The sequence below is a fragment of the Levilactobacillus bambusae genome, assembly GCF_003124125.1.
GTDB lineage: Bacteria > Bacillota > Bacilli > Lactobacillales > Lactobacillaceae > Levilactobacillus > Levilactobacillus bambusae.
The window spans coordinates 218,903-244,491 of the sequence record NZ_QCXQ01000002.1 but is presented as its reverse complement, the minus strand read 5'-3'; the positions used below and the strand labels follow the sequence as shown (position 1 = coordinate 244,491).

Genomic DNA, 25,589 nt, shown 5'->3' with positions numbered 1-25,589 from the left:
TTTAAACCCGCCGTCGTTTTTATACTTATTCTACCGGTTCGGTTACTTTTGGTTCCGTGTGACAGGATTCTGTCCCGGTCAGGAGTGACTTCCATGCGGTCACTTGGTGCTCGTAGCGAGCAAAAAAATTGTTGATTTCCGTGATGGAAGGGCGATCGGGAATGCTATTCCATTGGTGGCACCGGGTAAGAAAGTCCCGGCGAATGGACTTTTCCGTTGAAAGGCCCTGTCGGGTGAGTACCAGTCCCTTGACGCGTCGGTCATCCGACTTAGTATTCTGGGTAACAAATTTATTCATCAGTAAGGTACGCAACTTCCGGGCAGCTGCCGAACGAGTGGTGTGGGTTTCATCCGCTAATTCACTTAAAGTAATATTAGCGTGTTCACGAATCCGCTTAAGAAGTAAATACTGTTCGAAACTAATCCCGTGGGCGGACGTAATCATCTGGGCATCGCCCTCCATTACCCGGAAAACTTCGCGATATTGCCATAGAAAAGATTCAAAGAACATTTCATCATCAACCATAATTTACCCCCATAACAAATTGTTAGACTCCGTGTGGTGCAGGATACTGCGGCGAAAAAGTTACCGTAATTGGTAATCCCCACTTTTTCTTAGCCACAAGGTTCAGTCTAACATGCTTTGAGGGGTGAAACATTAAATATCCGTAATTTACGGGGGCGTGACGGGCACAAGGAAACGAAATGAATTTTGGCCTAGTTGAACAGTTTTGAACAAAATTAGCTTGCGGACAATCTAAAATCCCACTGCATCGGCCATGCTGGTTTGAGTGTTAATTCGACAAGGTGGGTGATAGGGGAACGATTCCCTAAATGGTTCATCCTGTGAATAATTGTTAATTTTTTATTAACGGCAGCTTGCGATGCAAAAACAGCCATTCACCTGGAATTAGGCGGAATGGCTGTTGGTTTACTTATTCATGTAAATGTATAGGTGAGAGGCTGAAAAACCAGTATTAAACCGAATATGGTTGGAGTAAATGGTTTTGGTGGTTGTGGAGGAACTAGAATTCTTAGCATCCTTCATCACCGTTTCAAACTTCTTCATGACGGTCTTAGGTTTAGCATCTAAGGCGTTACCCAGTAGGGCGAAGGTCGTTCCAAACTCCGACTTGCCAGACTTGGTTTTAAGGGCTTCGTTCGGCGTAATGAGTGTGATCCCCATGAGTTTAGTTCCGTTAACGTTAAGCCGTACGGTAGCGTTCTTTTGGGTAATGGCATTGTGAATCCCCTGCTGAGGGGTTACGGGCAAAAGTTCGCCGTTCGCCTTTTTCTTAGCGTTATTAAAGGCCTGTTGCATGGTAGCAGCCGCCTGCTTTTGTTCCTGAGCGGCCTGAGCTGCGGCTGCAGGATCGGTCTTAGCTAGGGCCTGAAGTTTAGCCTTCGTCTTGGCACCGTTCTTTTGGGCGTCCATAAGCTGATTCCGGGTCTTTTCCGGCATCTTCATGGCAATGACAGCGTTGTTATACTTATTGGCAATGGTTTTGTAGTTTCCCAGGGCCTTCGCCTTTTTGACGGTGACCGTCTTTTCCGCGGAGTTAGCGGTAATTTTAACCGTCTGGTCCTTTGTCGTGGCAGGAACCTGGAAGAAGAAGGTGCCTCCTGATACCGTTACTTTATGCGACTGACCGTTATCAACGGTGTAACGAATGGTTTTGGCTTTAGTTGTTCCCTTGACCATCGCATTCATTTCTTCGGGTGCATAACTTGTCTTAGTGGTGCTAATTTTGGTGCTGCTGCAGCCGGCAAGTAGGAGGGTTAGACTCGCTAATCCAAATAGGTAGCCAATGGCTTTTTTCATGGTTTTTCCTCCAATAGTTGATGGTAAGAGACAAATAAAAAAAGAGACCGCACCATACTGGCCCAGTCCCACGTAAGTTGAAGTAAGTGGCTTACTTCTTGTTTTTGAGCCAACGTTGTAACTCAGCGGTGGCATCGCGACGCTTACGATCGTTTTTGGCGTTGATCTTACGACGACCTTGTACGCCATTTGGATGTGCTTTTCTCATAATTAAACCCTCGCTTATTCCAAAAATAACAATTCGCTCTTCATTTTACGATGATTTACTATAAAAATCAAGGGTCAGCTGAGAAGAGAACTAAAAGTTCGGTTAAAATTTAATTGAAAGGAGTGGATTTAAGGCTGACGTGGTAGGCTATTAGTAGAAAAGAAATGGGTGATAAAGGATGAAAAAAAGAAACGCCGTTCATCGATTAGTCTGGTGGCAAAGTCTGGGACTTTTACTGCTTGGTCTGCTGGTTATTTGGGGAACGGCCCACGATGCTAGACTTTACCGGGAACCCGTCATGAAGGTGCAGACGGCCACAACGATAGGCGTCCGACACGAAAAAGATGACTTTGACAATCGGGATCAACAGGTTACCCAACGATTAACGGGAGTGATCCTGAATGGAGCAGACCGGGGTCAGACCGTTACGGTTAGCAATACATATTCAATGTCGCAGGCGTTGGACCGCGATTATCGGCCAGGCAGCCAGCTTTTTTTGACGCTGCACCGTCAGGACGGAAAGTTACATGCTACCGTCAAGGATAGCAAACGGGACGTTAGTTTAGCTTTCTTAGTCTGGTTAACATTTGTCCTTCTGATCTTGCTCATGCGGTTTAGCGGGTTAATGGCGTTCTTGAGCGTTGTGATTAATGCGCTCCTTTTTATTGCGGCTATTCGGCTAAATGGTAGTACGCAGGGAGCGGGCGTCCTATGGATCTTTGGCAGCCTTGCCGTTATTTTTGCCGGGGTGGCCCTGTGGATCGTCATTGGCTTGAACCGGCAAATGCTCATGACCTGGGTTGCGACCCTAGGGGGAACGGTGTTATCGGTTGTCGTGGCGTTAGTCGTATTCAAACTGACGAAGGAACGCGGGATGTACTACGAGTCGATGCAGTACGTGACGCAGCTGCCCCGACCGTTATTCTTAGCGGAAACCATGGTGGGGTCGTTAGGGGCCGTGATGGATGAATCAACGGATATCATTTCATCCCTGTACGGATTAAAACGGGAACGGCCGGACCTTTCCGCGCGCCAGATTTTTCTCTCGGGCCGGAACATTGGAAAATCGATCATGGGTCCCTTAATTAACGTGCTCTTCTTTATCTTTGTTGCGGACACGTTTGCCATGGCCCTTTTGTACTTAAAAAACGGGAACTCCTGGCAGTATACGTACCAAATGAATATGTCATTAGGGGTTATCCAGAGTCTCATTAGCGGGATCGGCATTGTTTTAGCCGTTCCGATCGCAAGCTGGTTAGCCAGCCGGTTCATAAAGGAGCGTGATTAAGATGACTACAACGATGGCCCTTGGAATAGTGTTGTTCGTTTTAATGATGTTAGTGGGCGGCCGAGCGGGGGTTCGGGCCTTTATCGGACTGCTGCTTAATTTCGGGGTACTCTTTTTTGCGATTGTTCTGGTGGCTTTTCACTTTCCCCCTCTTACGGTAACCTTGGTGACGGCAGTCATTGTATTGGCGTTAACCATCTTTTTGAGTGCGGACGATGATTTATCCAGTACGGTGGCCTTTCTGGCGTCGCTGGCTGTCCTGGCAATTTTGGTGCTCCTCATCATTCCGGTCGAACAATGGGCCCAGGTTCAGGGGTTCGGACCGGAAGACAGTGAGGACTTAGAGGGGATGTCACTCTTAATTGGAATTCCCTTCATCAAGGTCGCCATGGCAACGGCCATTTTAAGTACCCTAGGAGCAATTGCAGAGGCGGCCATGGCAATTTCCAGCGGGTTAAACGAAATCCTGGAACAGCACCCTAAGGTAAGCGAACAGGGCCTGATGAGGGAGGGGATGGCCATTGGCCGCCAAATTATGGGGACCACGTTTAATACCCTGTTTTTTGGCTTCTTTGGCGGATTTTTAGCCCTGTTTGTCTGGTTCTCAAGCGTTCACTACACATTTGGTGAAATTTTAAACGATAAAATTTTTGTGGCGCAGGTGTTAATGGTTCTATTTGCCATGGTTAGCGTTATCTTAGTGGTCCCAGCGACGACCTGGATTATGGCTCGGTTCGTTCGTTACCGGCGCAGACATGATCTGCCCGTTTCGGGTGATTTGACGCAGGCCGATCATGAACGGCTGCAGCAAGAAGCACTGGCCAACCGGAAAAAATAATGGGGCGGCAGATTGGAAGACAAGACGTTTAGGCCATGCTAAATAGGGACGATAACCAGGTTCGATTTTTTGATCGAATTGGGTTATCGTCCCTATTGGTTGGGTTCTACCGCTCAGATCCCTGCGGTTAACCAAGCTCCCCAATAATACTAAACCCCAGTATTTTTGGGGAGCTCCGTTAATCCTCAAAAGTAAGCGAGAAGTGCCACACCCTTTTAGTTTAGCTTTGCTTGACAGTCTGGGCACAGGCCGTAGACTTCCACGTGGCTACCGGAAATTTCATAACCTGTTTCTCTGGCAGCCTCCTCTTCAAGGTCCCGTTCAATTTCGGGAAAGCGCGGGGAAAACACATCGGTGATCTTCCCGCAATTTTCGCAAATCACGTGGTAGTGGGGGCGGCCAAAGTAATCGTAATGCACGCCATTGTCGCTTGGCAGTTCAATGACAATTCCCAGGTCAACAAATAGGTTAAGGGTATTGTATAGAGTGGCGACACTGAGGTTCAGTCCGGCCCGTTGAAAGTCAGTCGCTATCATTTCAACGGACGGGTGATTGTGGTGGGTCATCAAGTAGTTCAAAATCACCCGCCGCTGAGCGGTAACTCGAACATGGTTGTCTTGCAGAATTTTGGTTGCAGCCTGCATATCAGGATCGCTCATCTAAAAACCTTCCCTTCTCATTTTTCCTCTATTAAACCATGAATTTAGAACTTTTCCAAATAACCAGACACATTTGCTGGAAACTAATGGTTTACAGATTCGAATCGATTGAGTAAAATAGAGTCGTTATAACTTTAGAATCATTATAAATAAGGAACGAGAGAAGAGGAAACCAGGTGCCAAAGAAAAAGAAAACGTTAGCCCAACGAATTAATATTATGCGGGCTGCCGTAATGGGTGCTAACGACGGGATTGTTTCGGTTGCGGGAATTGTAGTCGGGGTTGCAGCAGCGTCAACGAGCAGTTTTGCCATTTTACTTTCTGGGTTTGCTGGAATGATTGCAGGAACCGTATCCATGGCAATGGGAGAATATGTGTCCGTGAACGCCGAGAAGGATGCCCAAAGAAACGCTGTTAATAAGCAGCAATTGGCGCTTGATAATCAGTATGACGATGAGTTTAAGTTTGTGCAGCAAAAGTACGAAAATACGGGGATTAACCCCCAGCTAGCTCGACAAGCAACGTCAGAAATGATGGCCAAGGATCCGCTAACAACCACGGTTCGGGAACGGTTTGGCTTTAACGTTAACGAGTACACGAACCCGTACGACGCTGCCATTGCTTCCATGGTATCGTTTCCGTTAGGGTCCTGCCTACCGATGATGGCCGTCTGGCTGTTCCCGAGCGCCATTAAAATTCCGGCGACGTTTATGGCCGTACTAATTGCCTTGGCAATTACGGGGTACGCTGCGGCAGCCCTAGGTCACTCTAACCGGTGGAAGGGCATGTGGCGTAACATTGTGGCGGGGATTTTAACGATGGCGGTGACCTTCTTAATTGGTCATTTGATTGGGGGCTAATGATATGATATCGGATGTTAAAAAAGTTGAGGTTAAGGAAAAACGGCACTCCACCATGCAGGAACGGTTAAATACTATCCGGGCCGGGGTTTTGGGGTCAAACGATGGCATCCTGACCGTGGTAGGAGTCTTAGTGAGTGTTGCGGCAGCCACTACGGACAACTTCACCATCTTTATTGCGGGTCTATCTGACCTATTAGCCTGTGCGTTTTCAATGGCTTGTGGCGAATACGCCTCCGTTAGCACCCAAAAGGATACGGAAGAATCGGCGGTGCGAAATGAAGCCATGCTGCTGAAGACCGATTTTGAGGGGGAACTTCAGTCCGTGCAGGAGTACTACATGGCGCGGGGCGTCTCAGAAAAAACGGCGTTAGCCATTGCAAAAGACTTACTGAGTAAAAAGCCGTTAGAAACGGTCGTGAACGTTAAGGATGATATTCAACTCGGCCAGTACATGAATCCCTGGGCCGCCGCCTTTTCATCCCTGTTTTCTGCGGCTGCCGGCGGAGCATTTCCACTGTTAGCAATGACACTTTCTCCGGTCCAGTTTCAGTGGCCGGCAACCATTTTAGCGGTCATTGTTTCAGTAGCGATTACCGGGTTTTTAAGTGCAAAGTTAGGGGACGGTCTCGTTAAGACGGCCGTCATTCGAAACATTATTGTTGGAATTCTGACCATGATCATTCACTATGCGGTGGGAGTTCTGATGTAACCATAAAAAGCCATTTAGTCAGGTTCAACTTAAGGTTGACCGGAACTAAATGGCTTTTTGGTTATGATTATGGTAGTTTTTTTAAAGTGAAGCGATCATTATCCTTGATGAATCCACAGGCTAGCAGCAGCCGCTGGCCCAGTAAAGTTGTCTGGTTGGCGTCAGCGGTTAGGTTAATGAGGCCCAGCTGGTGAAAGGCGAGGTCGATTACCCGGGTAATAATTTCTTGGTGCTGATCGATTTCAGATTCGTTAAATAGCATAAACCGAAGTTCGGCACTGGTTTTGGTAATTGCCATGAGTGAAACCATCCCGACGAAAAAGTTATCGGACCGGGTTTTAATTCCCCAGGTGAGCTCCTTTTCGGTCATGATGTCATGCATGGTTTGGTTAACGAAATTTGCCGTCTGCTGGATGGTTGGTTCGGTCAGCCCGCTTGCTGCGTAATGGTTTAAGCCGAGTCGTGCTTGATGCACCTTCATGAGGTCAAATTCGGTCAGCCAGTCTAGGGTATAGTGTGGGGTAAGTATGGGATGATACTGTTCAAAAAGTACCATTGAAGCACGTCCTTTCGTCAAGTGGGAGTGATTTTCCCTTAGTATAACGAATTTAACGGGGTTATGGGAATATTGACACTGAAAGTGAAAAAATCATGCTATAATGAAAGCGTTAACCCAGAAGGTTTGGAGGACGGAAAGTATGCTAGAAAAATTCTACATTGGTACCTATACCCATAAGACAAGTCAGGGGGTTTACTCAGTCGAGCTAAATCCCGAAGCGGGCCGGTTACAAAATACCCAGTTCGTTGCGGCAGCAGGTAGTCCAACCTACTTAGCGCAATCCAAGGATAATATTCTTTACGCCGTGGATAAGGAAACGACAGATCACGAAACTACCGGCGGCCTCTTAGTCTATGATTTGAACCGGACTCCGGCCGTTAAGGTTCAATCAACCCTAGACAAAGGTTCTTCGCCCGCGTACGTGGGGGTGGATAATGATCGGGACCTCGTCTTTACCGCTAACTACCATACGGGAGCCGTGAGTGTCTATCAAATTGCTGCGGATGGCACCCTTCAGTTAGCCCACCGGGTATTTGATGAAGGAGAGGTAGGACCAAAACCTGAGCAGCAAGACGGCCCCCACCCCCATTACGCTGATTTAACCCCGGAACGCCGGCTGGTGGTTTGTGACCTAGGGTTAGATCTCGTGTACATTTACGATGTTTTAAATGAGGGCCAGCTCACGGAGGTTAGTCGGTTACAGATGCCCGCTGGATTTGGGCCCCGGCATATTTCGTTTGATCCCGTCAAAAACGTCGCGTACTTGGTTGGCGAATTGAGCAGTAACGTCGCCACCTTAAACTACGATCAAGTGGCGGGAGTTCTGAGCATTCGGCAAATTACCCATACCATTCCGAGTGACTGGCCAACCCATAACGGGGCTGCCGCAATTCGGTTAACTCGTGACGGAGAATTTCTGTATGTCTCTAACCGGGGTCATAATTCAATTGCAGTTTTTAAAACACACCGGCACGGGGAACTCGAGTTGGTTCAGCTAATTAGTACGGAGGGGGACTTCCCCCGGGACTTCAACTTTAACGGGGACCAAACTTATTTAATTGCTGCCAATCAGAATACGGATAACCTAACGCTTTACAAACGGGATCCTGAAACAGGAAAACTGACCATGCTTCAGAAGGACTATGAGGTTCCAGAAGGGGTTAGCGTCTTAAGATCGGATGCCGATGATTAAACGAGACGAGAAAAATAATAAAATGCATCACTAAATAACGATCACCATCCGGTTAGGGTTCTAACGGGGTGGTGATCGTTATTTAGTGGGACTTAGACTGATCTAATAACCTGGAAAAAATGATTAACTGATGCTCAATCATTAATTTTTTGACGGTCCCCAGACCCGGAAACTTGTGACTGTCCTGGTAGGCTAACAGGGTCTGCAAGGGTTTAGTTTGATTAATGGTCGCTTGCTTGGCATCCCACTGGGATAACTTTGCGAGGGCCTCAAAAAACTTTTGCTTGGGGTTTGTGAAGGTGGCGTTACTGTCCGATACGAAATGGTGGATGCGCGTACCACCATCAGGGTGGGCGTAGACGATGTGGAGGGCGATGGCCCGGGAGGCATGGCCCCGTTCAAAGTAGTGGTGCCCCATGATACTGTAATCGCTAAAACCAGTGTACCCCATCATCTCGGCGAACGTTAAGTCATCGGAAAAGAATTCATCCGCTAACTCAGCGTAATCCGACGTGTGGTCACGGAGCGGAAAATGATCGACTAACCGAATTTTAGGTTGTTGGATGCTTCGCCGAATTCGGGCCTCCGGGGGAATAATGATCTGATCTGCGAGCGCAAGGTAGTTATGTTCCTGGGCGACCCGGAGCGCCCTTGCTGAATCGACTAGCATCATAGTGGACTGACGCGGCGAATGGCGAAGCAGATCGGGGACGAACTGAGGCGTAAGGATGGCCGTTGGAATGACCTGCGACTGGTCCATTAGTGGGGTTAGGGGGAACCGTTTTTTGGTGGTAAAGAGGTAGCGGCTAACCTGGGGATTCACAATGATGGCAATCGGGTGATCCCGCTTAATAAAGGCCCGTACCGTTTTCAGTAGGCCGCTCGAGTCCTTAACGGGTTCCAGAATGGGAATTAGGTGGGGAGATAGGTCCCCACTTTCTACCGCTTCCCTCAGAGCGATTAAGTCGTACTGGCGTCCCCGAAAATAAGGGTAGTAATTAAGCACCGGCATCACGTGCTTTCTTGAGGGCCAGTTTGAGCTGGAAAACGTCTTCGTTTAGGGCGTCAATCTCCTCTTGCAGTGCCGTTACTGCGCTGGATTGCATATCATCAATAAATCGGTCGTAGAGGTTTGCTTCGGGATCGTAAATTTGGTAGTGCTGGTTTCGGCGCTTGAGGGCTTTATAGAGCTTTTCGGTGGAAAACTGGTCGATTCCGGTCGCCATCCGTTTCGCCTTATTCACCTCACGACCCATTGAAGCAATAAAGGCCGAGATTAACTCGTCTTCCGGAACTTGCAGGTCCCTTCGCCGGGCCGTTTTTTCAATGGTCAGGTAACCGGGAGCTAACGGTGGGTACTCGGCGTCAGCGGCTAACTCAGCGTCGTAGGGACGGTAGGTCAGGACACCAACGTTAGCGGGAATTTCATCCTGCACCTCCTGGTATAGTTCAGGGGTCAGGACGAAGTAGTTAAAGTGGCCAACAAAGGAGAGTTTTGCGGTGGAGTGAAAATCATTCTTGGTGACCTTCAGTTCGTAACAGCGCCACTCAATGTTGCCAGGCGCTAATTCTTTATAGCTGAGGGTATCAACAATTCCTTGATCATCGGGCATACTGACTTCCTCAACGGCGTAGGCGTCATTATCCAAACAGTATTGGTAAAGGGTACTTTCAAGATCAAGCGTGAGTTTCGTTTTCATTAGGATTTGGGTCCTCCGTAAATGATGGTTGCCAGAAATCAGTGACGACTCGGGTCAACTGATCCGGGCGGTACAGGTTCTGGTAGTGGCGCCAATGCTGGGGAAAAAGGGTGGTGTACCGGGATTGGGTAAACCGCTGGTCCATGAGTAACACGATTCCATGATCATGGACGCCCCGAATTAAGCGGCCGGCAGCCTGAAAAACGTTGTTTAGACCGGGAAGCTGGTAAGCGTAAGCAAAACCATTCCCGTTTTGCTTATCGAAGTAGTCTTTGAGCAAGTCGGTTTCCGGATTCATTCCCGGGAGTCCGACACTAACAATCCCCACCCCGATTAATCGGTCTGCCTTCAGGTCAATTCCCTCGGAAAAGCTGCCCCCAAGAACCGCAAACCCCACTAAGGTTTGCTCGGGTTCGGCCTTAAACTCATTGAGAAACCGTTCCCGGTCTGCCTCGGTCATGGTGGCTTGTTGAGTCAGCATAGAAACATCCGGAAAGGCATCGTGAAAAGCCTCACTCACCGTCAATAAATAAGTGTAGGACGGTAAAAAAATCAGGTAGTTTCCTAGTTTGCCGTCGGTGAGCGATTTAATGGCCCGAATAATGCGGCCTTGATTGGCGTCACGCTGTTTATAGGTGGTTTGAATGTAGTTGGTGATGTACAATGCCTGATGGGCTGGGGGAAAGGGTGAGGGTAATTGGTAGCTAAGGGCCTCCTTAGTTCCGCCTAACACCGTTTCATAGTAGTCAACGGGTGATAGAGTGGCAGAAAAAAGAACGGCCCCATGGCCTAATTTAAGCGACTCTGACAGGTACTGGCTTGGATCAAGGCAGACTTGCTTAATGATGACGTTATGATCACTTAATGTGAGGTGCATCCGGTACGTCTCATTGTAGTAGTCACTAATTTTGACGTAGGTGTTGGCGGCAAAAAAATAGGTTAAAACCGCCTGTGTAAAGTCATCGTTCGGCTGATCGGGTAGCCACTCAGAAACCGTATCGGTAAATCGACCGAGGGCGTGATCAAAATCTGGGGGCTGGGTTTCACCCGTCCATTCAGTGCGGTGCTCCCGCTTTAAGGGCGCCGCTACTTGATCAAACGCCTTCTTGAGTTTTGTCATTGCCGTCTTCAGTTTGCGACTAGCGGTAGCTGATTTTTTTGCGAGGGTGATGAGGTCGACTAACGGGGCCTTGTCGATGGCTGCGGAGTACATATCACGCGACCGACTGACTAAGTTATGGGCTTCATCGATTAAGAAAAAGTTCCGGTCATCCGGTTCAGAAAAAAAGCGTTCTAGGTGGACCCGGGGATCAAAGAGGTAGTTATAATCACAAATAATCACGTCGCATAGCAGACTAGCGTCGAGAGAAAACTCAAAGGGGTCCAGCATGTGTTTGCGCGCGAAGTGCTCGATCACGGGCCGGGTTAACTGGTACTGGTTACGCAGCATATCCTGCAACCCGTCTTGCAACCGGTCGTAGTACCCAATCATGTACGGATTCTCCTCAGGCAAAAGATCCACTTCTTCCGGAAAGGTAATTTTATCCTTAGCGGTGAGGGTGATACTCTTGATCTTTAACCCCCGGCTTACCATAAGGTCAACGGCATCTTCCGCAACTTGGCGTGTACTCTGCTTAGCTGTGAGGTAAAAGAGCCGGTCGATTTCCCCCTCCCCAATGGCCTTAATCGTGGGAAAGAGGGTGGAAATTGTTTTTCCAGTTCCCGTTGGGGCCTCAACAAACAGGCGCTTCCGGGTAAGGATGGTTTTATAGACGGCCGCTGCAAGTTCGTGCTGCCCCGGTCGGTAGTGACCGAACGGAAACTGCAAGGCTTGAATCGACGGGGTCCGGTCGGCAATGATTTCCGCCCGGAACTTTAACCAGCCCTCAAAGATGCCGATAACCTGGTTGAAGAAGCTTTCGGCTTCGGTTTGGGTAATGGTCTGGTGGGTCGTTGTCGTTTCATTCGTATTCGTTTGGTAGTAGGTCAGTGCAAGGGTGACCTGAGTCATTCCCTCGGCGGCCATCAATAGGTAAGCGTAGACCTTTGCCTGAGCCCAATAGAGGGTTAAAGTGGCCGGCGCAATTTGGTCAAACGGCACATCGGAGGTTTTGATTTCTTCAATTTCGGAATTATTGCCCGCAAGAGTGACACCATCGGCCCGGCCGTTGATGAGGTACTCAACGCCGTTTAGGGTGACCGCTTCTTCTAGGTAGTATTCTTTTTGGTAGGCATCGGATCGATTTCGTTGCAGCATTCGGTGGATTTGTGCGCCCCGCTGTGCTGTGTTTTGGCTACCCGTGTGGCTATTTAAATCTCCCGACCGCAACGTTAATTCAACCAGCTCGCGGACCCCAATCTTAGTCATCAAATTCCCTCCATTTCAAAACAATATTATAGCTTATCTGACGAAAAAGCAAACGTGTGTTCGAAATTAGAGTGCGACCCCAATCGGTTGATCCTGAGGATGAACGTCAATTTGACACTATGCCTGGTTCTTGGGCATAGTGTCAAATTGTGGTTGACCGCAGGGATCAGATTGGGGTCGCACGTTTCCGAAGCTATTGACGGTAAGCTGGAAAGCAAGGGCTCGCAGAAAAGTGATGATCGACAATGTCGGATGAATTCCGTATAATGGGCTGGCTAAACGTGGAAGAAGAGATTGTTGATCGTGATTAAACGCGTAGTGCCGTACAACCTAATGTGTCTCGGGGGAGGATAAAAAATAATGATAGCAAAGTCGAACAAGGATAGGGTAATCTCAGGGGTTTGTGGTGGTTTAGCAACGGTCTGGGGGATTTCATCAACTTTAGTGCGGATCAACTTTTTGGTGGCCGGCTGGTTTGGTCTTTACCTTATTTTATGGTGTGTTATGCCACGAGATCAGTATTTAAATTAACAGATGGCCCATTAAACTGTTAAACAGGGACCAGCGAATTCGCCGGTCCCTGTTTAACATAATGTTACTAATCAATTTTGATTTACATAACTTGCCACGTTGGGCGCATCAAAATTTCGTTGATGCTGGTTCCAGCTGGTGAATCAATGGCGTACGCAACGGCGTCAGCCACGTCCTCGGCAGGAATTCCCTTGGCCTCGCTCTTTTGGGTGGCCTGTCGGGTTTTATCGTCTGAGATGGTTTGGTAGAGGTTGGTATTAACGACACCGGGTGAAATCATGGTGGTCTGGATATTGAAGGCTGCTTCTTCCTGACGTAGGCCGTCCATAATGGCTTGGACTGCAAACTTGGTGCCCGCATAAACGGCGGTTCCTTCGTGAACGATGTGACCAGCGACGGAATCGGTTGTGATGATTTGACCCGACCGCTGTTTTTCCATGGTTGGCAAGACCGAGGCGATCCCGTTTAGGACTCCCTTAATATTCGTGTCCACCATGTCGTTCCATTCGTTAGTCTTAAACTCATCTAACCGGGAAACGGGCATGATGCCGGCATTATTAAAGATCACATCGATCCGGCCAAATTGGCTCAGTGCCAGTGCTGCAAGGGCTTCAACGTCCTTACGAACCCGTACATCAGTGACGCGGGTCACGATTTCTGCTGGGATGAGTTGTTGGGCTAAGTCTTCCAGTTTGTCTTCAGAGCGTGCGCCAATCACTAGTCGGGCCCCTTCTTGAGCCAATTTACGTACGGTGGCTTCGCCAATGCCACTGGATGCACCGGTAACGATAACGACTTTATCTTTAATGGTCATGTTGTGTTTCCCCCTTAACTTTTTTAAATCTAGTTTTAAGTTAGCGTTTTTTAACAGGGGGGTCAAGGATGGGGACTTTTGTGGTACATTAAATAAAAATATTAGTGGAGATGACTCACTTTGTCGGAAGTTCAAGTTCAAAAATTAGTTCAGGTGGCGGCTCAATTTGGGGTTCAACTCAAGGTAGCAGGGACCCGGATTATTAAGATTAATCATCAGGATGCGGAATTAGATGCGGCAACTTACATGCCCGATCAAATGATTGAGTTAATCATGAAAATCGTAGGGGTACAGATGCAGGCTGCCTATATCAGGGCGTGAAACTTTTAGCAGTTTAATCCCCTAACGGTACCGACACTAACCCATAAAATAAATAGGATGATGACTCAGTCCGATCGTACAATCGAACGTGGTCATCATCCTATTTGGCGTGGTTGTAATGGGTTATGTTTCGGCCTGGGACTGAGTTAGTCATCTTCCCACCGATCAAAATCAGTGGTATGACCCCCTAAGTAGGCCATGGCTTCTTCTGCTAGGGCCTGGGAACGATCACGAATATTATCATCCGTTAATGGCTGGCTATCAACGCCATTTCTTTCGTCATTCATATTGCGTACGTTACCGGCCGCAATTTCGAGGTACTTGGTTCGACGGCCGACCCCGTCATCTTCAAAAAGGGTATCCAATCCCGTAAGATCATTCTTACCCGCATCGTATACACGCTGGGCCAAGCCGGGAGTCCGACCGAACTTGCGCCCGGCATAATCCATTAAGAAATCATTCATATCCACGATTACTTTATCGCGCTCTTGTCGTTCGTTTTTACTCACGTTAATCACCTCAACCTTATTTTAGCGCAATCCCCGGGAATGACCTAGTGGTGCATCTTGAACTCAAGGTAGAGGTCGTTATATTCGCCAACCTTATCCGGTGAGAGGTCCTGATAGACCTCCAGGTGGGAGAGCGTTTTTTGGTCGGGGTAGAACTGGCGGTCATCCCGGATGGACTTAGGCAGTAAGGCCTTAGCCTTTTGGTTGGGGGTGGCATAACCAATGTATTCCGCGTTTTGGGCAGCGTTCTTAGGTTCCATCATAAAGTTGAGGAAGGCGTAGATCGCATCATAGTGCTTTGCCGTTTTAGGAATGACCAGGTTATCAAACCACAAATTACTGCCCTCTTCCGGTACCACGTAATGAAGGTGATCGTTCTTGGCGAGCATTTCAGAGGCTTCACCAGACCAATCAACGGCTAGGGGGGCTTCATCGTCAACCATGTACATTTTAATTTCATCCGCAACGATGGCTTTCACGTTCGGGGATAGTCGATCCAGCTTGTTCTTGGCTGCTTCCAACTTTGCGGAGTTAGTGGTGTTAACGGATTGACCCTGGGAGATTAATGAAAATCCCATGACGTCCCTGGCGGAATCGATTAGCATAATATCGTCGCGGTACTTCGATTGCCAAAGTTGGTTCCAGTGGGTGACACTGCCGGGCTTGATTTTCTGATCATTGTAAATAATACCTAGCGTTCCCCAAAAGTAGGGGATGGAGTACGTATTATGCCGATCAAACGATTGGTTGAGAAAGCGGGGGTCAAAGTTAGCCATCCCGTGCAGCCGGGACTGATCTAACGGAACTAACAGGTGACTGGCCTTCATCTTTTCAATCATGTATTCGGAGGGTACCGTTAGGTCATAGTTGGTGCCCCCCTGCTTAATTTTCGTAAACATGGCTTCGTTGCTATCGAAGGTTTCGACGTTGACGTGGTATCCCGTTTGCTTTTCAAACTTGGTGATAAGCGTGGGATCAATGTAGTCCCCCCAGTTGTAAAGGTTGAGGACTTTAGCCCCGGACTCGCCCGAGCTCGCTTGGAGTCGGTTGCCAGAAAAGGCAAGGAGACCGCACGTCACTAATATGGCAATGATCGTCATCGTTAATTTTTTCATTTAAACCGCCCCCGATTTTTGGTGCTTTTGGAGCCGATGCTGATTGGCCTGCTGGATGAAGTAGTAACCCACAATCAGACCCAGGGCAAAAATAAACATTAACCCGGATAAGGCGTTAATCTCTAGGCTGATTCCCTGCCGGGCCCGACTATAAATTTCAACGGAAAGGGTTGAAAATCCATTCCCCGTTACGAAGAAGGTGACGGCAAAGTCATCTAACGAGTAGGTTAAGGCCATAAAGAATCCGGCAAAAATCCCCGGTGAAATAAAGGGCAGAATAACCCGGGAAAGCATCTGCCAATTAGTGGCCCCTAAATCCTCTGCTGCATCGAGCATGGTACCGCTCATTTCGGATAGGCGGGGTAAAACCATGAGAACGACGATCGGAATTTCAAACGCAATGTGGCTGAGTAAAACGGTCCAAAATCCTAACCCAATGTGAAACCGGGTGAAGAAAATCAGAAAACTCGCTCCGATAATCACGTCGGGAGAAACCATCAAAATATTGTTGAGGGATAAAATCGTTCCCCGCGTGAGCTTATTTGTCGTTTTGTCAATCTGCAGGGCGCCGAGGGTCCCAATTAAGGTTGAAATCAGGGCGGATAATAGGGCAATCAGCATGGTGTTAATGACAATGACAATCATCCGTCGATCGTCAAAGAGTTCCTGGTAGTGCTGCAACGTAAATCCGTGAAAATGATCCATGGAATTTCCCTGACTAAAGGAGTACACAATTAAAAATAAAATGGGCGCATACAAAACGGCAAAAACCAGAACGAGGTAGAGGTGGGACCAGGAAAAACGGTGTTTTTTCATGATGGACGATCTCCCTTCGTTGGTTTGTCGGAATTGGTAAAAATCATAATAATGACCATTGCAATAATGAGGACGACCCCAATTGTCGACCCCATCCCCCAATTCATGGTGGTCAGGAAGTGTTCCTCAATCGCGGTTCCTAAGGTAATGATCTTATTTCCACCGATGAGCCGGGTCAGCATAAAGAGTGACAGGGAGGGAATAAAGACCGCTTGAATCCCGGATTTTACGCCGGGTAGGGTAAGCGGCCAAATGACCCGCCAAAACGTTTGCCAGTTTGTTGCACCAAGGTCCCGACTGGCGTTGACGTATGATGGGCTGAGGTCAAGAATGGCGTTATAGATGGGAAGAATCATGAACGGAATTTGGATGTAGGTGGCCACGAAGAGAAAGCTCGATTTAGTGAAGAGCAGCTGTCTAGGGCCAATGCCAATCAGGGTTAAGAACTGGTTGGCAATGCCGGCCTGACTAAAGATGCCGATAAAGGCGTAGGCCTTGAGCAAAATATTGATCCAGGTGGGCAGAATGATGAGGAGCAACCAGAGATCCCGGTGCTTGAGGTGGCTCATAATGTAGGCCGCTGGATAGCTGATTAATAGGGTGAAAAAGGTGACTAATAGGGCGTACCAAACGGAATTAACCGTCATTTGCAGGTACGTTCCAGAATGGAAGTAAGTGGCATAGTTGTTTAACGTAAAGTGAGAATCAATGTTAAAAAATGACTGGTAAATAATTAGCGCAACGGGTGCAATGACAAACAGGCCGATCCACAGCCAGTATGGAATTCCGTAGAGCCAATTCGTGTGACGATGCGGCATGACAAATCCCCCCTAATCTTCGTAAGCATCTAGCCGGGCCTCAAATTCAGCCTCCTTTTCACCGTAGCGCATGACGTGAATATCATCGGGGTCAAAGGTTAACCCCACCCGTTCGCCATCCTTAGGTGAATGGATGGAATGAATTAACCATTCATGGTGATCGTCATCGTAACCAACGATTTCATAGTAATCCCCGCGGAATAGCTGAGTTTCAATGGTCACCACCAGTTTGCCATTTTCTGGGGTGGTGATTGTTAGGTCTTCAGGCCGCAAGACCACTTCAACGGGCTCGTTTGGTTTCATTCCGGCATCGGAACAGGTGAACTTTTGGCCACCGAATTCGACTTCGTAGTCCTTAATCATATGTCCCGGCAAGATGTTGCTTTCCCCAATGAAATCCGCCACAAAATGGTTCACGGGTTCATCATAGATATCAACCGGCGACCCACTCTGCAAAATCTCTCCGTTATTCATCACGAAGATGTCGTCACTCATCGCTAAGGCCTCTTCTTGATCGTGAGTCACAAATAGAAAGGTAATCCCTAACCGTTGTTGCAGGTTGCGAAGCTCAACTTGCATGGCGCGCCGTAACTTAGCGTCAAGGGCAGACAGGGGCTCGTCTAAGAGTAGGACCCGGGGTTTCATTACAATAGCCCTGGCAATGGCAACCCGCTGTTGCTGGCCCCCGGATAATTCAGCAATCCCCCGGTTTGTATACCCCTCAAGTTGGACTAGGGTGAGGGCGGCTTGCACCCGCTGCTTAATTTCGGCTTTATCGAGTTTATGGATGGCAAGTCCAAAGGCCACGTTATCAAAGACTGACATGTGCGGAAATAGGGCGTAATCCTGAAAAACTGTATTGACCTTACGCTTATTCGCGGGAACGTCATTTATCTTTTGCCCGTCAAACCGGATTTCCCCGGTGGTGGCGTCCGTAAAACCCGCAATAGTACGTAAAATGGTGGTTTTTCCACAACCAGAGGGGCCCAGCAGAGTATAAAACTTGCCCTCTTCGAGCTCTAAATTAATGTGCTTTAAAATGGTGGTCTCCCCGTAACTCTTTGAGACATTTTTAAGTTCTACAATTGTTTTCGCCAATGGCTCTCTCCTCCGTGACTGGTTATAAATAGGATGCAGTTGCAACCAGAATAAATTGACTGGTGGTCTTTGATTGGTTTTTAATTTGGTGCTGCCGGTCAGCGTAAAAATAAAGGCTGTCCCCGACGGCAGCGTCATAAGTATTGGGTCCGAGTCTCAGTTGAATCTTACCCTTCGTCACTAAAATAAAGGTTTCGGATGCTGATGGTTCAAACGTTTTAAAGGCGCCGTCTGCGGCTAAGGTAATGTGGACGGGTTCCATACTATTATCATTGGATTCCTTCACCAACCATTTTTCTATGTAGCCCTTAGTTGAATTTTTAAATTCTGCTTGTTCATCGGGGTGAAAAACCACCTTTGGTTCAGCTGTTTGGTTGGCAAAAAAATCGGCGGGGCGTTCACCCAAAACGTTTAATAGGGTTAGAAAGGTCTCCATGGACGGGGATGATTGATTATGTTCAAGTTGGGAAATGTATCCCTTAGTTAAGTCAGTTCGTTCACCTAACTCTTCCTGCGTTAAGTTTTTCTGTAGCCGCAAGTTGCGGAGTTGCTGTCCCAAATCCAAAATAAAGGTCTCCAATCCGAGGTTATGCAAAACTAAACTTTAAGTTTACCTCAGACTACATTATAGCGCGCTCAATTGGGGGTGCAAAGCAAAAAACTCGGCAATTATCCGGTGCCGGTCAAGTTTGATACAGTATCGAGAAGTTGACTAATAATTTAACGGGATGAACAGAGAAACTTTCGGTATCCCCGTCGAATTATTTTGGAATTTTAACGTTGGCAGCCCTTGCATATTCATTGCGAAGCGTCAAAATTCTTGTCATACTATGGGTAATCAAACTAAGGAGGGATTTTATATGACTTTAGATAAACGGATTGATGGCGCAAAGGACCAACTTAGTGGCAAAGCCAAGGAAGTCGAGGGTAAGGTGACGAATGATAAAGCCCGCGAAGGCCAAGGCAAAGCGGAAAAATCCAAGGGTAAACTCAAAGAAAAGTTAGAGGATGCAAAGGATCGGGTCGAAGAAACCCTAGACGATGTTAAAGACAAGGTTCGAAATGATAAATAATTAACCAAAAAAGATCCCCGTCCAAACCAATTGGTTTGAACGGGGATCTTTTTTGGTTAACCACCGTGCCGGCTAGCCCGATGGTTGCTTGTTCCGCGATTTTTAATCACCTTTCGTTTGAACGCCGGGGCGGTAGAGTCGGCAACAAACTTAAAGTGACGCAGTCGGCCGCCAAAGGGCTGTCCCGAGGCTCGTATTCGTAGCCAGGTCCGCATGGCGGAGGCCATTGTCTTAGCGGCCTGCGTTAAATCAGTTCGATGCTCGGCTTCCGCGGCCTGTTGGAGATCGGTGTCTAATCGATGAATCAAATTATTATGGTAATCAACTAATTCCTGAGTTAGTGGGGCACTCCGATAGCTGTTAAATAAGCTCTCAACTTTTTTTAGGGCGCCTTCGGCATCACTAGGTTGATAAAACCGCTCGTTTGAACTCATGAGCTCACTTCCTGACTAAGTTTTCGTTCCCCATCATAGCCAAGATTGGGCGAAAATGCAATTTAGTTCGGTCAAAGAAATTGGCGGGCCGTTTGGCTAAGAAAATCAAAGCTTTATGGGGTCGTCCCCATTTAACGAGGCGTAGTTGCCTGATAACCCATAATTGTTATTTTGACTTAGACTCCACGGCTTGCGATTGAACTTGGGCTTCCACAACTGCTGGCTTTGCCCGCCGGTTAAGGAGAATGTTGAGCAGTAAAGCTGAAAAGCTACCGATAACAACACCGTTATCTAAAATGATTTGGACTGAAGTGGGGAGATCCTGAAAGACTTGGGGGTAAACCGTAACGCCCATCCCTAAACCAATGGAGATCGCTGCCACTAATAAGTTATTGTTATTTTGAAAGTCAACGTCTTGAAGCATCCGAATGCCTTGAACCCCGACCATTCCGAACAGAACAATCATGGCGCCCCCAAGGACGGGAGTTGGAACGGCGGTGGCTAAAGCTCCCACCTTAGGGAGTAACCCTAAGAGCATGAGGAAAACAGCTGAATAGTAAACGGGCTGCCGAGTTTTGACCCCGGATAGTTGAACAATTCCTACGTTTTCAGAGAAGGTGGAGTAGGGGAACGTATTGAAAATTCCGCCGAGAATGACGGCCAATCCTTCAGCCCGATACCCGCGCTTAAGGTCGTCACTGTTGACTTCCTTGCCGGTAATGTTGCCGAGGGCGAAGAAGACGCCCGTTGATTCAATCATGGTAGTGAGGGAAACTAAAATCATCGTTACGATTGAAGACCACTCAAATTTCGGGGTGGCAAACCGAAATGGTTGGGGGAGCTGAAGCCAGGAAGCCTGACCAACGGATTTTAAGGATACCATTCCCATGGCTTCGGCAAGCAGGGTACCTGCCAGAATCCCCACAAGGATCGAAATGGACTTCAGAAACCCTTTTGCATATGCATTTAAGAGCAAGATGACAACCATTGTAAAAAATCCAACCAGCAGGGCGCTGGGAGCACCAAATGATTTAGAGGCTAAATCACCGCCGCCAAGATCTTGGAATCCCACGGGAACTAAGGAAAATCCAATGATCGTAATTAATGACCCCGTGACCACAGGTGGGAAAAATGACTTTAACTTTGCAAACCATCCGCTAATTAGAAAAACAAAGATTCCTGCGGCAATGATGGACCCGTACATGACCCCAAGTCCGTATTGGGCCCCGATAGTTTTTAGGGGTCCAACGGCTTGAACGGCACAGCCTAGTACAACGGGGAGCGCAATCCCGGTTAGCGGGGTCCGCTTCAGTTGAAGTAAGGTGGCGATTCCACACATAAAGATGTCGGCACATATTAAGGCCGCCATTTGTGCGGCTGAAAAATGCAGGGCGCCCCCAATCATAAGGGGAACGATGACATCTCCGGCATACATTGCTAGGAGGTGTTGAAAACCGAGAATGGCGGCTTTACCGTTAGACAAATGGGATTCAGATTTTGGGGTTGATTGCAAGATAAGCTCCTCCTATTTGGTTGGGTGTGATAAGGCCAATCAATGGATACAAAAAAGGACCCCAGCAAATGGAGTCCTACAAAAGTTCGTAGATTTAAGAACAGTCTGCCAACGAACTCGTTGGCAAAAAGAGTTCGAGGCTCAATTTGCTTATAGTCCAGAATTTACGGTTCTGGGTAGAAACTCGTCATCCATATCATGACATTATATAGGCAATGAAAAATATATTAGTGTTTTGATGTGTTCTTACTTTAGCATGCCACTTGTGAAAAAACAACCCCCGTTTTCATAAACGGGAAAATATAAAACACTGGCTAACCCCCTTAAAATTGCGTATACTTTTAATACTGTAATCAAATTGAGAGGGGGTCTGCTAAATGAGCTACCGTGATTTGTTTTTTGACTTAGATGATACAATTTTAGACTTTGATATGGCGGAGGCCAATGCGTTAATTCGAATTTTTGCTGAAGAACATTTACCGTTAACGGGGGATAATTACCGGACATATCAACAGCTGAATCAAATTCTCTGGCAAAAATATCAGGATAACCTAATTAGTAGTGAAGTGGTCTTTAACGAGGGGATTACAAAGGTGTTTGCCAGCTTGGGGCTGCCCCACCCAGAAGAGGATAAAGAAAAGTTTCGGACGTACTTGGATGGGGGCCACGACTTAATTCCGCACGCCAAAGAAACGTTGGAGGTCCTTAAACCCGATCACCGGTTGTTTGCCGTGACGAACGGAAACCCAACGACTCAGCGCCAGCGCCTAACGGATTCTGGCTTAACGAATCTGTTTGACGGCATCTTTATTTCGGGTGAATTGGGCGAGCAAAAACCGAACCCCGCTTTTTATGAGGCTGTCAGAATGTCAGTTTCGGATTATAATGGATCAGAAGCCCTGTATATTGGTGATTCTTTATCCGCTGATATTGTGGGTGCAATTCGAATCGGTAGTGACTCGGCGTGGTTCAATCCCCGTCACTTGCCTAATCGAACGGTTATTACACCGACCTATATTTTTTCGGACGTCCGGGATCTGTTGACCATTACGGGAAACTACGGGGCGGCCGATTAGCTGTCGGTGACTAGGAGGAATACTGCGTGAAAACAATACTTGCTATTCATACGGGCGGAACGATTTCAATGTCAAAGAATTCGGACGGGGAAATTGTGCCAAACGCTGAAAATCCAATTGCTAATCAGACCACGGCTTTGCGTGGCGGGATTAACTTAGTGACGGACGAACTTTTCAATCTGCCATCGCCACACGTGACACCAGATGTCATGTTACAGATTAAGGACCGGATTGTTCGGGCCGTTGATGAAGGAATCGACGGTGTCGTTGTGACACACGGAACGGATACGTTAGAAGAAACAGCGTATTTCTTGGACTTAACGCTGCCAAACCGAATTCCGGTAGTCGTTACCGGGGCAATGCGTTCTTCCAATGAGGTTGGGTCAGACGGGCTTTATAACTTCCAAAACGCCATTAGTGTGGCGGCGGACGATGCCTCAAGGGACCGGGGCGTCCTCGTTGTCATGAACGATGAAATTCATACCGCCCGTTACGTCACAAAGACGCATACAACCAACGTCGCAACGTTTAGGACCCCGACGTTTGGACCGATTGGAATTGTGGTAAAACATGAACCCCATTACTTCCAAGAATTAATTGGGTCCACCGTCTGTGATATTGACCACGTGATTGACCACGTCTATCTATTGAAGGCCTACGCTGGAATGACGGGCGACCTATTTGAAATGCTTGATAATGATGCCACCCAGGGACTAGTCATTGAAGGCTTGGGAGCGGGGAACGTTCCACCTGCAACGTTAACGGCGATTCAACGGTTACTCGATCGAAACATTCCAATTGTGTTGGTATCGCGTTGCCCTAACGGCGTTGCCCAGGATATCTACGACTATGAAGGTGGCGGAATTCAGCTGAAGGAAATGGGCTTAACACTCTGCCAAGGACTAAACGGGCAAAAGGCTCGAATTAAGTTATTGGTTGGTTTAAGTGGTGGACTTCGAGGCGACGACCTCGTTCAATACATGAGTAATGCCATCTCATAATTCAAAATCTAAGACGATTCTCTGGTTCGGCTGGCTGTCGGACGTGGGAATCGTTTTTACGTTTGCCCCGGTTGATTCACTTATGCGGACTAAGGAATACTAGGCCGTTAACGTCACTGATACAACGACCGTTTATTCGCAGTTTTGTCTGCAGCAATAGTCGATTTTCGGGGAGCTTTTATGGTATGATGGCCCCACAACAAAGGGATTGAGGTGAAGAACATGGATGAAATTAGTGAGGATCTAAATCACGCTTATAACGATCAATTACTGATTGATGTCTTTCCTAAAAATCAGAGTATCGTATATACGGGGCGGGTATTGGCTTTAGACTATACCGGGGTCGTTTTACGAACTTATGATGACTATGGATTAACGGATGGGGCGGTCTACCTTAGCCTAGATGTCATTGATTGGATTGACTTCGACAGTGATGATTTGGACCGAATGAATTTTCGGATACGGGTAGCAAAAAGTGATTTAGTGGAACCGGTCCAAATTGAGATTCCCTTTGATTCAATGAGCGGTTTAATGACTCAAATCACTAGTTGGTCCATGGCAAATCAACAGGTCATTATGCTGATGCAAAATGATGATCCGGCTTACTACGAAGGAATTGTAACGGACGTTATGCTGGATGAAGCGATCTTACAAACCGTTAATAAGTTTGACTTTTTAAACCAGCCCAGTCTGGTCATTCCGTTTGACTCGATTTCAGTCATTGAATTTTCCGGTAAGGAACTCACGATGGAATCAACGGCCAACGATACCATTGCTAAAAAGGACCACGTTGACAAGCTGGTGTTTGAATCCCGATCTGGAATTGCGGATTCCCTGGCGGATCACGTGGATAGTGAACAACTCTTAATGATTACGCCCCAACAACATACGGATATGTCATACGTGGGGACCGTGGCTGCTTTAAATCAGGAAGCGGTTTTGTTGAAACTGGTGGATATGGTGGGGCAATTTGGCGGGTACGTTCTAATTGCCCGACGGAATATTGCGTCCGTTACAACAGCGTCTGATTACCTAACCAGTATGCAAGTTTACGTTATGATAAATGAGGTATTGGGCACGGCGTCCCAGCCCGTGTTGAACGATGAACGGCTCTTTGATTCAACGGACGACCTGTTTTTGGAATTAATTAGCCAGGCGGTTCACTTTAACCGGTTAGTCCGAATTCGGATGCACGATGGTCAAAACGAACTCATTTATCCGTTATCTCTGCAAAATGATCAGTTAGACTATGCGGTTGTTGACGGTTCAGAAATTTTGTCGATGCGGAATAAACCGGTTTCGATTCGTGAGATTGATGAATTAGCGTTTGATTATTTGGACGTTTATTTAGTCACTAAGGAAAATCAAAGCAACGGGCTGTAAGCGAGGGTTAACGATCAGATGAACAAAATTCAAATTATTCAAGGCGATATTACGGCGGGACGAGTCGATGCCATAGTTAATGCGGCTAACACGACCCTGTTAGGTGGTGGAGGTGTTGACGGCGCCATTCACCGTGCGGCCGGTCCAGAGCTGTTTCGGGCTTGTCTGAAATTTAACGGCTGTCCGACCGGCGAAGCTCGGATAACACCCGGATTTCAGTTGCCGGCCAACTACGTGATTCATACGCCGGGGCCAATTTGGCGGGGTGGCCAATTTCAAGAGGCCCCGTTATTAGCAGCGTGTTACCGAAATAGTTTGAGGCTTGCAGATCAGTCGCAATGTCAAACCGTGGATTTTCCGTCCATCAGTACGGGGGTCTACGCTTTTCCGTTGGAACAAGCCGCTCAGATTGCCTTGCAAACACTTGAAACTGAATTACAAATGACCCTGTTTGTCCACCGGGTGAGGATCGTCGGCTATGATGCCCACACGACTGAAGTGTATCAAACGTGCCTCAACAGGATGATTTCATCGGACAGGTAGCCACGATAGGGGGCGTCCCCGACTGAAAATAAGACACAAAAAATAGGGATGAGGATCACATTCGATCTTCGTCCCTATTTGACGTGGTTTAACTTGTTCCAATCCCCAGCTAACGTAAACTTACTTACTTACTTAAGACCCGTTCCAGGGCGGCTAACTCATCAGGAGTTGGTTTAGCTTCCCCTGATTTAATGGTATGGTATTTTTCAACTGATAACCGAGAATCGAATGCCATTTGGGCATCGGTTTTATCGTGTTTCTTTTGGTAGGCAATGATTTGTTCTGCAATATCGGTTAAACCTTCACTCATAAATATTCCCTCCGCGTACATTAGTAAA

At 47.6% G+C, this 25,589-nt stretch carries 29 protein-coding genes and 1 riboswitch; of the genes, 12 read left to right on the top strand and 17 right to left on the bottom strand.

The features are described 5' to 3' along the window. Nucleotides 1–25: 25 nt before the first annotated feature. Nucleotides 26–526, bottom strand: a complete 501-nt coding sequence (locus DCM90_RS03995) for a MarR family transcriptional regulator (RefSeq protein WP_109250051.1) — start codon at nucleotides 524–526, stop codon at nucleotides 26–28. Nucleotides 527–931: 405 nt separating this feature from the next. Beyond that, nucleotides 932–1,822, bottom strand: coding sequence for a hypothetical protein (locus tag DCM90_RS03990; protein WP_109250050.1), 891 nt, complete (start codon nucleotides 1,820–1,822; stop codon nucleotides 932–934). A gap of 386 nt (nucleotides 1,823–2,208) precedes the next feature. Here DCM90_RS03990 and DCM90_RS03985 point away from each other — a divergent pair, with 386 nt between their 5' ends. Together DCM90_RS03985 and DCM90_RS03980 are read left to right on the top strand one after the other, a co-directional pair. Further along, the gene (locus DCM90_RS03985) at nucleotides 2,209–3,318 is read left to right on the top strand and encodes a YibE/F family protein (RefSeq protein ID WP_109250049.1); all 1,110 of its coding nucleotides are present in this window, start codon (nucleotides 2,209–2,211) and stop codon (nucleotides 3,316–3,318) included. A gap of 1 nt (nucleotide 3,319) precedes the next feature. Then, nucleotides 3,320–4,156, top strand: a complete 837-nt coding sequence (locus DCM90_RS03980) for a YibE/F family protein (protein WP_109250048.1) — start codon at nucleotides 3,320–3,322, stop codon at nucleotides 4,154–4,156. 215 nt (nucleotides 4,157–4,371) lie between these two features. Here the strand turns inward: DCM90_RS03980 and DCM90_RS03975 are convergent, their stop codons facing one another. Beyond that, nucleotides 4,372–4,815 (bottom strand): Fur family transcriptional regulator, encoded by a 444-nt coding sequence (locus DCM90_RS03975; RefSeq protein WP_109250047.1) that lies wholly within the window; start codon nucleotides 4,813–4,815, stop codon nucleotides 4,372–4,374. Nucleotides 4,816–5,033: 218 nt separating this feature from the next. Here DCM90_RS03975 and DCM90_RS03970 point away from each other — a divergent pair, with 218 nt between their 5' ends. Both DCM90_RS03970 and DCM90_RS03965 read left to right on the top strand, forming a co-directional pair. After that, entirely contained in the window at nucleotides 5,034–5,675 is a 642-nt protein-coding gene (locus DCM90_RS03970; protein ID WP_109250530.1) for a VIT1/CCC1 transporter family protein, read from the top strand. A gap of 4 nt (nucleotides 5,676–5,679) precedes the next feature. Then, nucleotides 5,680–6,387: a VIT1/CCC1 transporter family protein gene (locus tag DCM90_RS03965; RefSeq protein WP_225365962.1), complete on the top strand. Its 708-nt coding sequence runs from the start codon at nucleotides 5,680–5,682 to the stop codon at nucleotides 6,385–6,387. Nucleotides 6,388–6,454: 67 nt separating this feature from the next. Here DCM90_RS03965 and DCM90_RS03960 read toward each other — a convergent pair whose 3' ends face one another. After that, nucleotides 6,455–6,943, bottom strand: a complete 489-nt coding sequence (locus tag DCM90_RS03960) for a GNAT family N-acetyltransferase (protein WP_109250046.1) — start codon at nucleotides 6,941–6,943, stop codon at nucleotides 6,455–6,457. Nucleotides 6,944–7,085: 142 nt separating this feature from the next. Between DCM90_RS03960 and DCM90_RS03955 the strand changes: the two genes are divergently transcribed. Next, nucleotides 7,086–8,138, top strand: coding sequence for a lactonase family protein (locus tag DCM90_RS03955; protein WP_109250045.1), 1,053 nt, complete (start codon nucleotides 7,086–7,088; stop codon nucleotides 8,136–8,138). Between the two features lie 82 nt (nucleotides 8,139–8,220). Here DCM90_RS03955 and DCM90_RS03950 read toward each other — a convergent pair whose 3' ends face one another. From DCM90_RS03950 to DCM90_RS03940, 3 genes are read right to left on the bottom strand one after another with little or no spacing between them, the layout of a single operon-like run. Then, the gene (locus tag DCM90_RS03950) at nucleotides 8,221–9,150 is read right to left on the bottom strand and encodes a sce7725 family protein (RefSeq protein WP_109250044.1); all 930 of its coding nucleotides are present in this window, start codon (nucleotides 9,148–9,150) and stop codon (nucleotides 8,221–8,223) included. Then, nucleotides 9,137–9,838, bottom strand: coding sequence for a hypothetical protein (locus DCM90_RS03945; RefSeq protein ID WP_109250043.1), 702 nt, complete (start codon nucleotides 9,836–9,838; stop codon nucleotides 9,137–9,139). The genes DCM90_RS03950 and DCM90_RS03945 overlap by 14 nt, the downstream gene beginning before the upstream one ends. Then, nucleotides 9,816–12,209 (bottom strand): ATP-dependent DNA helicase, encoded by a 2,394-nt coding sequence (locus DCM90_RS03940; RefSeq protein WP_109250042.1) that lies wholly within the window; start codon nucleotides 12,207–12,209, stop codon nucleotides 9,816–9,818. The genes DCM90_RS03945 and DCM90_RS03940 overlap by 23 nt, the downstream gene beginning before the upstream one ends. 357 nt (nucleotides 12,210–12,566) lie before the next feature. Between DCM90_RS03940 and DCM90_RS03935 the strand changes: the two genes are divergently transcribed. Next, nucleotides 12,567–12,737: a PspC domain-containing protein gene (locus DCM90_RS03935; RefSeq protein ID WP_109250041.1), complete on the top strand. Its 171-nt coding sequence runs from the start codon at nucleotides 12,567–12,569 to the stop codon at nucleotides 12,735–12,737. A gap of 82 nt (nucleotides 12,738–12,819) precedes the next feature. Here DCM90_RS03935 and DCM90_RS03930 read toward each other — a convergent pair whose 3' ends face one another. Then, nucleotides 12,820–13,551 carry an SDR family oxidoreductase gene (locus tag DCM90_RS03930; RefSeq protein WP_109250040.1) on the bottom strand — a complete coding sequence of 244 codons (732 nt, stop codon included), beginning with the start codon at nucleotides 13,549–13,551 and terminating at the stop codon, nucleotides 12,820–12,822. 120 nt (nucleotides 13,552–13,671) lie between these two features. Here DCM90_RS03930 and DCM90_RS03925 point away from each other — a divergent pair, with 120 nt between their 5' ends. Then, entirely contained in the window at nucleotides 13,672–13,872 is a 201-nt protein-coding gene (locus tag DCM90_RS03925; protein WP_109250039.1) for a hypothetical protein, read from the top strand. A 146-nt stretch (nucleotides 13,873–14,018) separates the two neighbouring features. Here the strand turns inward: DCM90_RS03925 and DCM90_RS03920 are convergent, their stop codons facing one another. The 6 genes from DCM90_RS03920 to DCM90_RS03895 are packed head-to-tail and all read right to left on the bottom strand — an operon-like array spanning nucleotide 14,019 to nucleotide 18,793. Beyond that, nucleotides 14,019–14,381, bottom strand: a complete 363-nt coding sequence (locus DCM90_RS03920; RefSeq protein ID WP_225365960.1) for a hypothetical protein — start codon at nucleotides 14,379–14,381, stop codon at nucleotides 14,019–14,021. A gap of 44 nt (nucleotides 14,382–14,425) precedes the next feature. Beyond that, nucleotides 14,426–15,496, bottom strand: a complete 1,071-nt coding sequence (locus tag DCM90_RS03915; RefSeq protein WP_109250038.1) for an ABC transporter substrate-binding protein — start codon at nucleotides 15,494–15,496, stop codon at nucleotides 14,426–14,428. Continuing rightward, nucleotides 15,497–16,312, bottom strand: coding sequence for an ABC transporter permease (locus DCM90_RS03910; protein ID WP_109250037.1), 816 nt, complete (start codon nucleotides 16,310–16,312; stop codon nucleotides 15,497–15,499). Next, a complete protein-coding gene (locus DCM90_RS03905) occupies nucleotides 16,309–17,130 on the bottom strand; it encodes an ABC transporter permease (protein WP_109250036.1) in 822 nt (273 codons plus the stop codon). The genes DCM90_RS03910 and DCM90_RS03905 overlap by 4 nt, the downstream gene beginning before the upstream one ends. 12 nt (nucleotides 17,131–17,142) lie before the next feature. Beyond that, entirely contained in the window at nucleotides 17,143–18,228 is a 1,086-nt protein-coding gene (locus DCM90_RS03900) for an ABC transporter ATP-binding protein (protein WP_109250035.1), read from the bottom strand. A 22-nt stretch (nucleotides 18,229–18,250) separates the two neighbouring features. Further along, entirely contained in the window at nucleotides 18,251–18,793 is a 543-nt protein-coding gene (locus DCM90_RS03895; RefSeq protein WP_109250034.1) for a helix-turn-helix domain-containing protein, read from the bottom strand. Between the two features lie 295 nt (nucleotides 18,794–19,088). Between DCM90_RS03895 and DCM90_RS03890 the strand changes: the two genes are divergently transcribed. After that, complete coding sequence (locus tag DCM90_RS03890) at nucleotides 19,089–19,301, top strand: CsbD family protein (protein ID WP_109250033.1); 213 nt, start codon at nucleotides 19,089–19,091, stop codon at nucleotides 19,299–19,301. A gap of 56 nt (nucleotides 19,302–19,357) precedes the next feature. Here the strand turns inward: DCM90_RS03890 and DCM90_RS03885 are convergent, their stop codons facing one another. Then, nucleotides 19,358–19,735 carry a hypothetical protein gene (locus tag DCM90_RS03885; RefSeq protein WP_109250032.1) on the bottom strand — a complete coding sequence of 126 codons (378 nt, stop codon included), beginning with the start codon at nucleotides 19,733–19,735 and terminating at the stop codon, nucleotides 19,358–19,360. A gap of 166 nt (nucleotides 19,736–19,901) precedes the next feature. After that, complete coding sequence (locus DCM90_RS03880; RefSeq protein ID WP_225365959.1) at nucleotides 19,902–21,248, bottom strand: nucleobase:cation symporter-2 family protein; 1,347 nt, start codon at nucleotides 21,246–21,248, stop codon at nucleotides 19,902–19,904. Nucleotides 21,249–21,381: 133 nt separating this feature from the next. Continuing rightward, nucleotides 21,382–21,480: riboswitch (purine riboswitch) on the bottom strand. Nucleotides 21,481–21,625: 145 nt separating this feature from the next. Between DCM90_RS03880 and DCM90_RS03875 the strand changes: the two genes are divergently transcribed. From DCM90_RS03875 to DCM90_RS03860, 4 genes are all read left to right on the top strand, one after another. Next, complete coding sequence (locus tag DCM90_RS03875) at nucleotides 21,626–22,324, top strand: YjjG family noncanonical pyrimidine nucleotidase (protein WP_109250031.1); 699 nt, start codon at nucleotides 21,626–21,628, stop codon at nucleotides 22,322–22,324. 26 nt (nucleotides 22,325–22,350) lie between these two features. Next, nucleotides 22,351–23,325, top strand: a complete 975-nt coding sequence (locus DCM90_RS03870) for an asparaginase (protein WP_109250030.1) — start codon at nucleotides 22,351–22,353, stop codon at nucleotides 23,323–23,325. Nucleotides 23,326–23,547: 222 nt separating this feature from the next. Continuing rightward, nucleotides 23,548–24,708, top strand: coding sequence for a hypothetical protein (locus tag DCM90_RS03865; protein WP_109250029.1), 1,161 nt, complete (start codon nucleotides 23,548–23,550; stop codon nucleotides 24,706–24,708). 18 nt (nucleotides 24,709–24,726) lie between these two features. Continuing rightward, nucleotides 24,727–25,251, top strand: coding sequence for an O-acetyl-ADP-ribose deacetylase (locus tag DCM90_RS03860; RefSeq protein WP_109250028.1), 525 nt, complete (start codon nucleotides 24,727–24,729; stop codon nucleotides 25,249–25,251). A 124-nt stretch (nucleotides 25,252–25,375) separates the two neighbouring features. Here the strand turns inward: DCM90_RS03860 and DCM90_RS03855 are convergent, their stop codons facing one another. Next, nucleotides 25,376–25,561 (bottom strand): LBP_cg2779 family protein, encoded by a 186-nt coding sequence (locus DCM90_RS03855; protein WP_109250027.1) that lies wholly within the window; start codon nucleotides 25,559–25,561, stop codon nucleotides 25,376–25,378. Nucleotides 25,562–25,589 lie beyond the last annotated feature (28 nt).

What these genes read in the sequence shown, in the direction of transcription:
- DCM90_RS03990 (WP_109250050.1), bottom strand. Translation starts at nt 1,822, where the DNA reads ATGAAAAAAGCCATTGGCTACCTATTTGGATTAGCGAGTCTAACCCTC.
- DCM90_RS03955 (WP_109250045.1), top strand. Translation starts at nt 7,086, where the DNA reads ATGCTAGAAAAATTCTACATTGGTACCTATACCCATAAGACAAGTCAG.
- DCM90_RS03970 (WP_109250530.1), top strand. Translation starts at nt 5,034, where the DNA reads ATGCGGGCTGCCGTAATGGGTGCTAACGACGGGATTGTTTCGGTTGCG.
- DCM90_RS03950 (WP_109250044.1), bottom strand. Translation starts at nt 9,150, where the DNA reads ATGCCGGTGCTTAATTACTACCCTTATTTTCGGGGACGCCAGTACGAC.
- DCM90_RS03960 (WP_109250046.1), bottom strand. Translation starts at nt 6,943, where the DNA reads ATGGTACTTTTTGAACAGTATCATCCCATACTTACCCCACACTATACC.
- DCM90_RS03865 (WP_109250029.1), top strand. Translation starts at nt 23,548, where the DNA reads ATGGATGAAATTAGTGAGGATCTAAATCACGCTTATAACGATCAATTA.
- DCM90_RS03985 (WP_109250049.1), top strand. Translation starts at nt 2,209, where the DNA reads ATGAAAAAAAGAAACGCCGTTCATCGATTAGTCTGGTGGCAAAGTCTG.
- DCM90_RS03930 (WP_109250040.1), bottom strand. Translation starts at nt 13,551, where the DNA reads ATGACCATTAAAGATAAAGTCGTTATCGTTACCGGTGCATCCAGTGGC.
- DCM90_RS03975 (WP_109250047.1), bottom strand. Translation starts at nt 4,815, where the DNA reads ATGAGCGATCCTGATATGCAGGCTGCAACCAAAATTCTGCAAGACAAC.
- DCM90_RS03910 (WP_109250037.1), bottom strand. Translation starts at nt 16,312, where the DNA reads ATGAAAAAACACCGTTTTTCCTGGTCCCACCTCTACCTCGTTCTGGTT.
- DCM90_RS03945 (WP_109250043.1), bottom strand. Translation starts at nt 9,838, where the DNA reads ATGAAAACGAAACTCACGCTTGATCTTGAAAGTACCCTTTACCAATAC.
- DCM90_RS03890 (WP_109250033.1), top strand. Translation starts at nt 19,089, where the DNA reads ATGACTTTAGATAAACGGATTGATGGCGCAAAGGACCAACTTAGTGGC.
- DCM90_RS03965 (WP_225365962.1), top strand. Translation starts at nt 5,680, where the DNA reads ATGATATCGGATGTTAAAAAAGTTGAGGTTAAGGAAAAACGGCACTCC.
- DCM90_RS03995 (WP_109250051.1), bottom strand. Translation starts at nt 526, where the DNA reads ATGGTTGATGATGAAATGTTCTTTGAATCTTTTCTATGGCAATATCGC.
- DCM90_RS03885 (WP_109250032.1), bottom strand. Translation starts at nt 19,735, where the DNA reads ATGAGTTCAAACGAGCGGTTTTATCAACCTAGTGATGCCGAAGGCGCC.
- DCM90_RS03915 (WP_109250038.1), bottom strand. Translation starts at nt 15,496, where the DNA reads ATGAAAAAATTAACGATGACGATCATTGCCATATTAGTGACGTGCGGT.
- DCM90_RS03860 (WP_109250028.1), top strand. Translation starts at nt 24,727, where the DNA reads ATGAACAAAATTCAAATTATTCAAGGCGATATTACGGCGGGACGAGTC.
- DCM90_RS03980 (WP_109250048.1), top strand. Translation starts at nt 3,320, where the DNA reads ATGACTACAACGATGGCCCTTGGAATAGTGTTGTTCGTTTTAATGATG.
- DCM90_RS03875 (WP_109250031.1), top strand. Translation starts at nt 21,626, where the DNA reads ATGAGCTACCGTGATTTGTTTTTTGACTTAGATGATACAATTTTAGAC.
- DCM90_RS03935 (WP_109250041.1), top strand. Translation starts at nt 12,567, where the DNA reads ATGATAGCAAAGTCGAACAAGGATAGGGTAATCTCAGGGGTTTGTGGT.
- DCM90_RS03855 (WP_109250027.1), bottom strand. Translation starts at nt 25,561, where the DNA reads ATGAGTGAAGGTTTAACCGATATTGCAGAACAAATCATTGCCTACCAA.
- DCM90_RS03905 (WP_109250036.1), bottom strand. Translation starts at nt 17,130, where the DNA reads ATGCCGCATCGTCACACGAATTGGCTCTACGGAATTCCATACTGGCTG.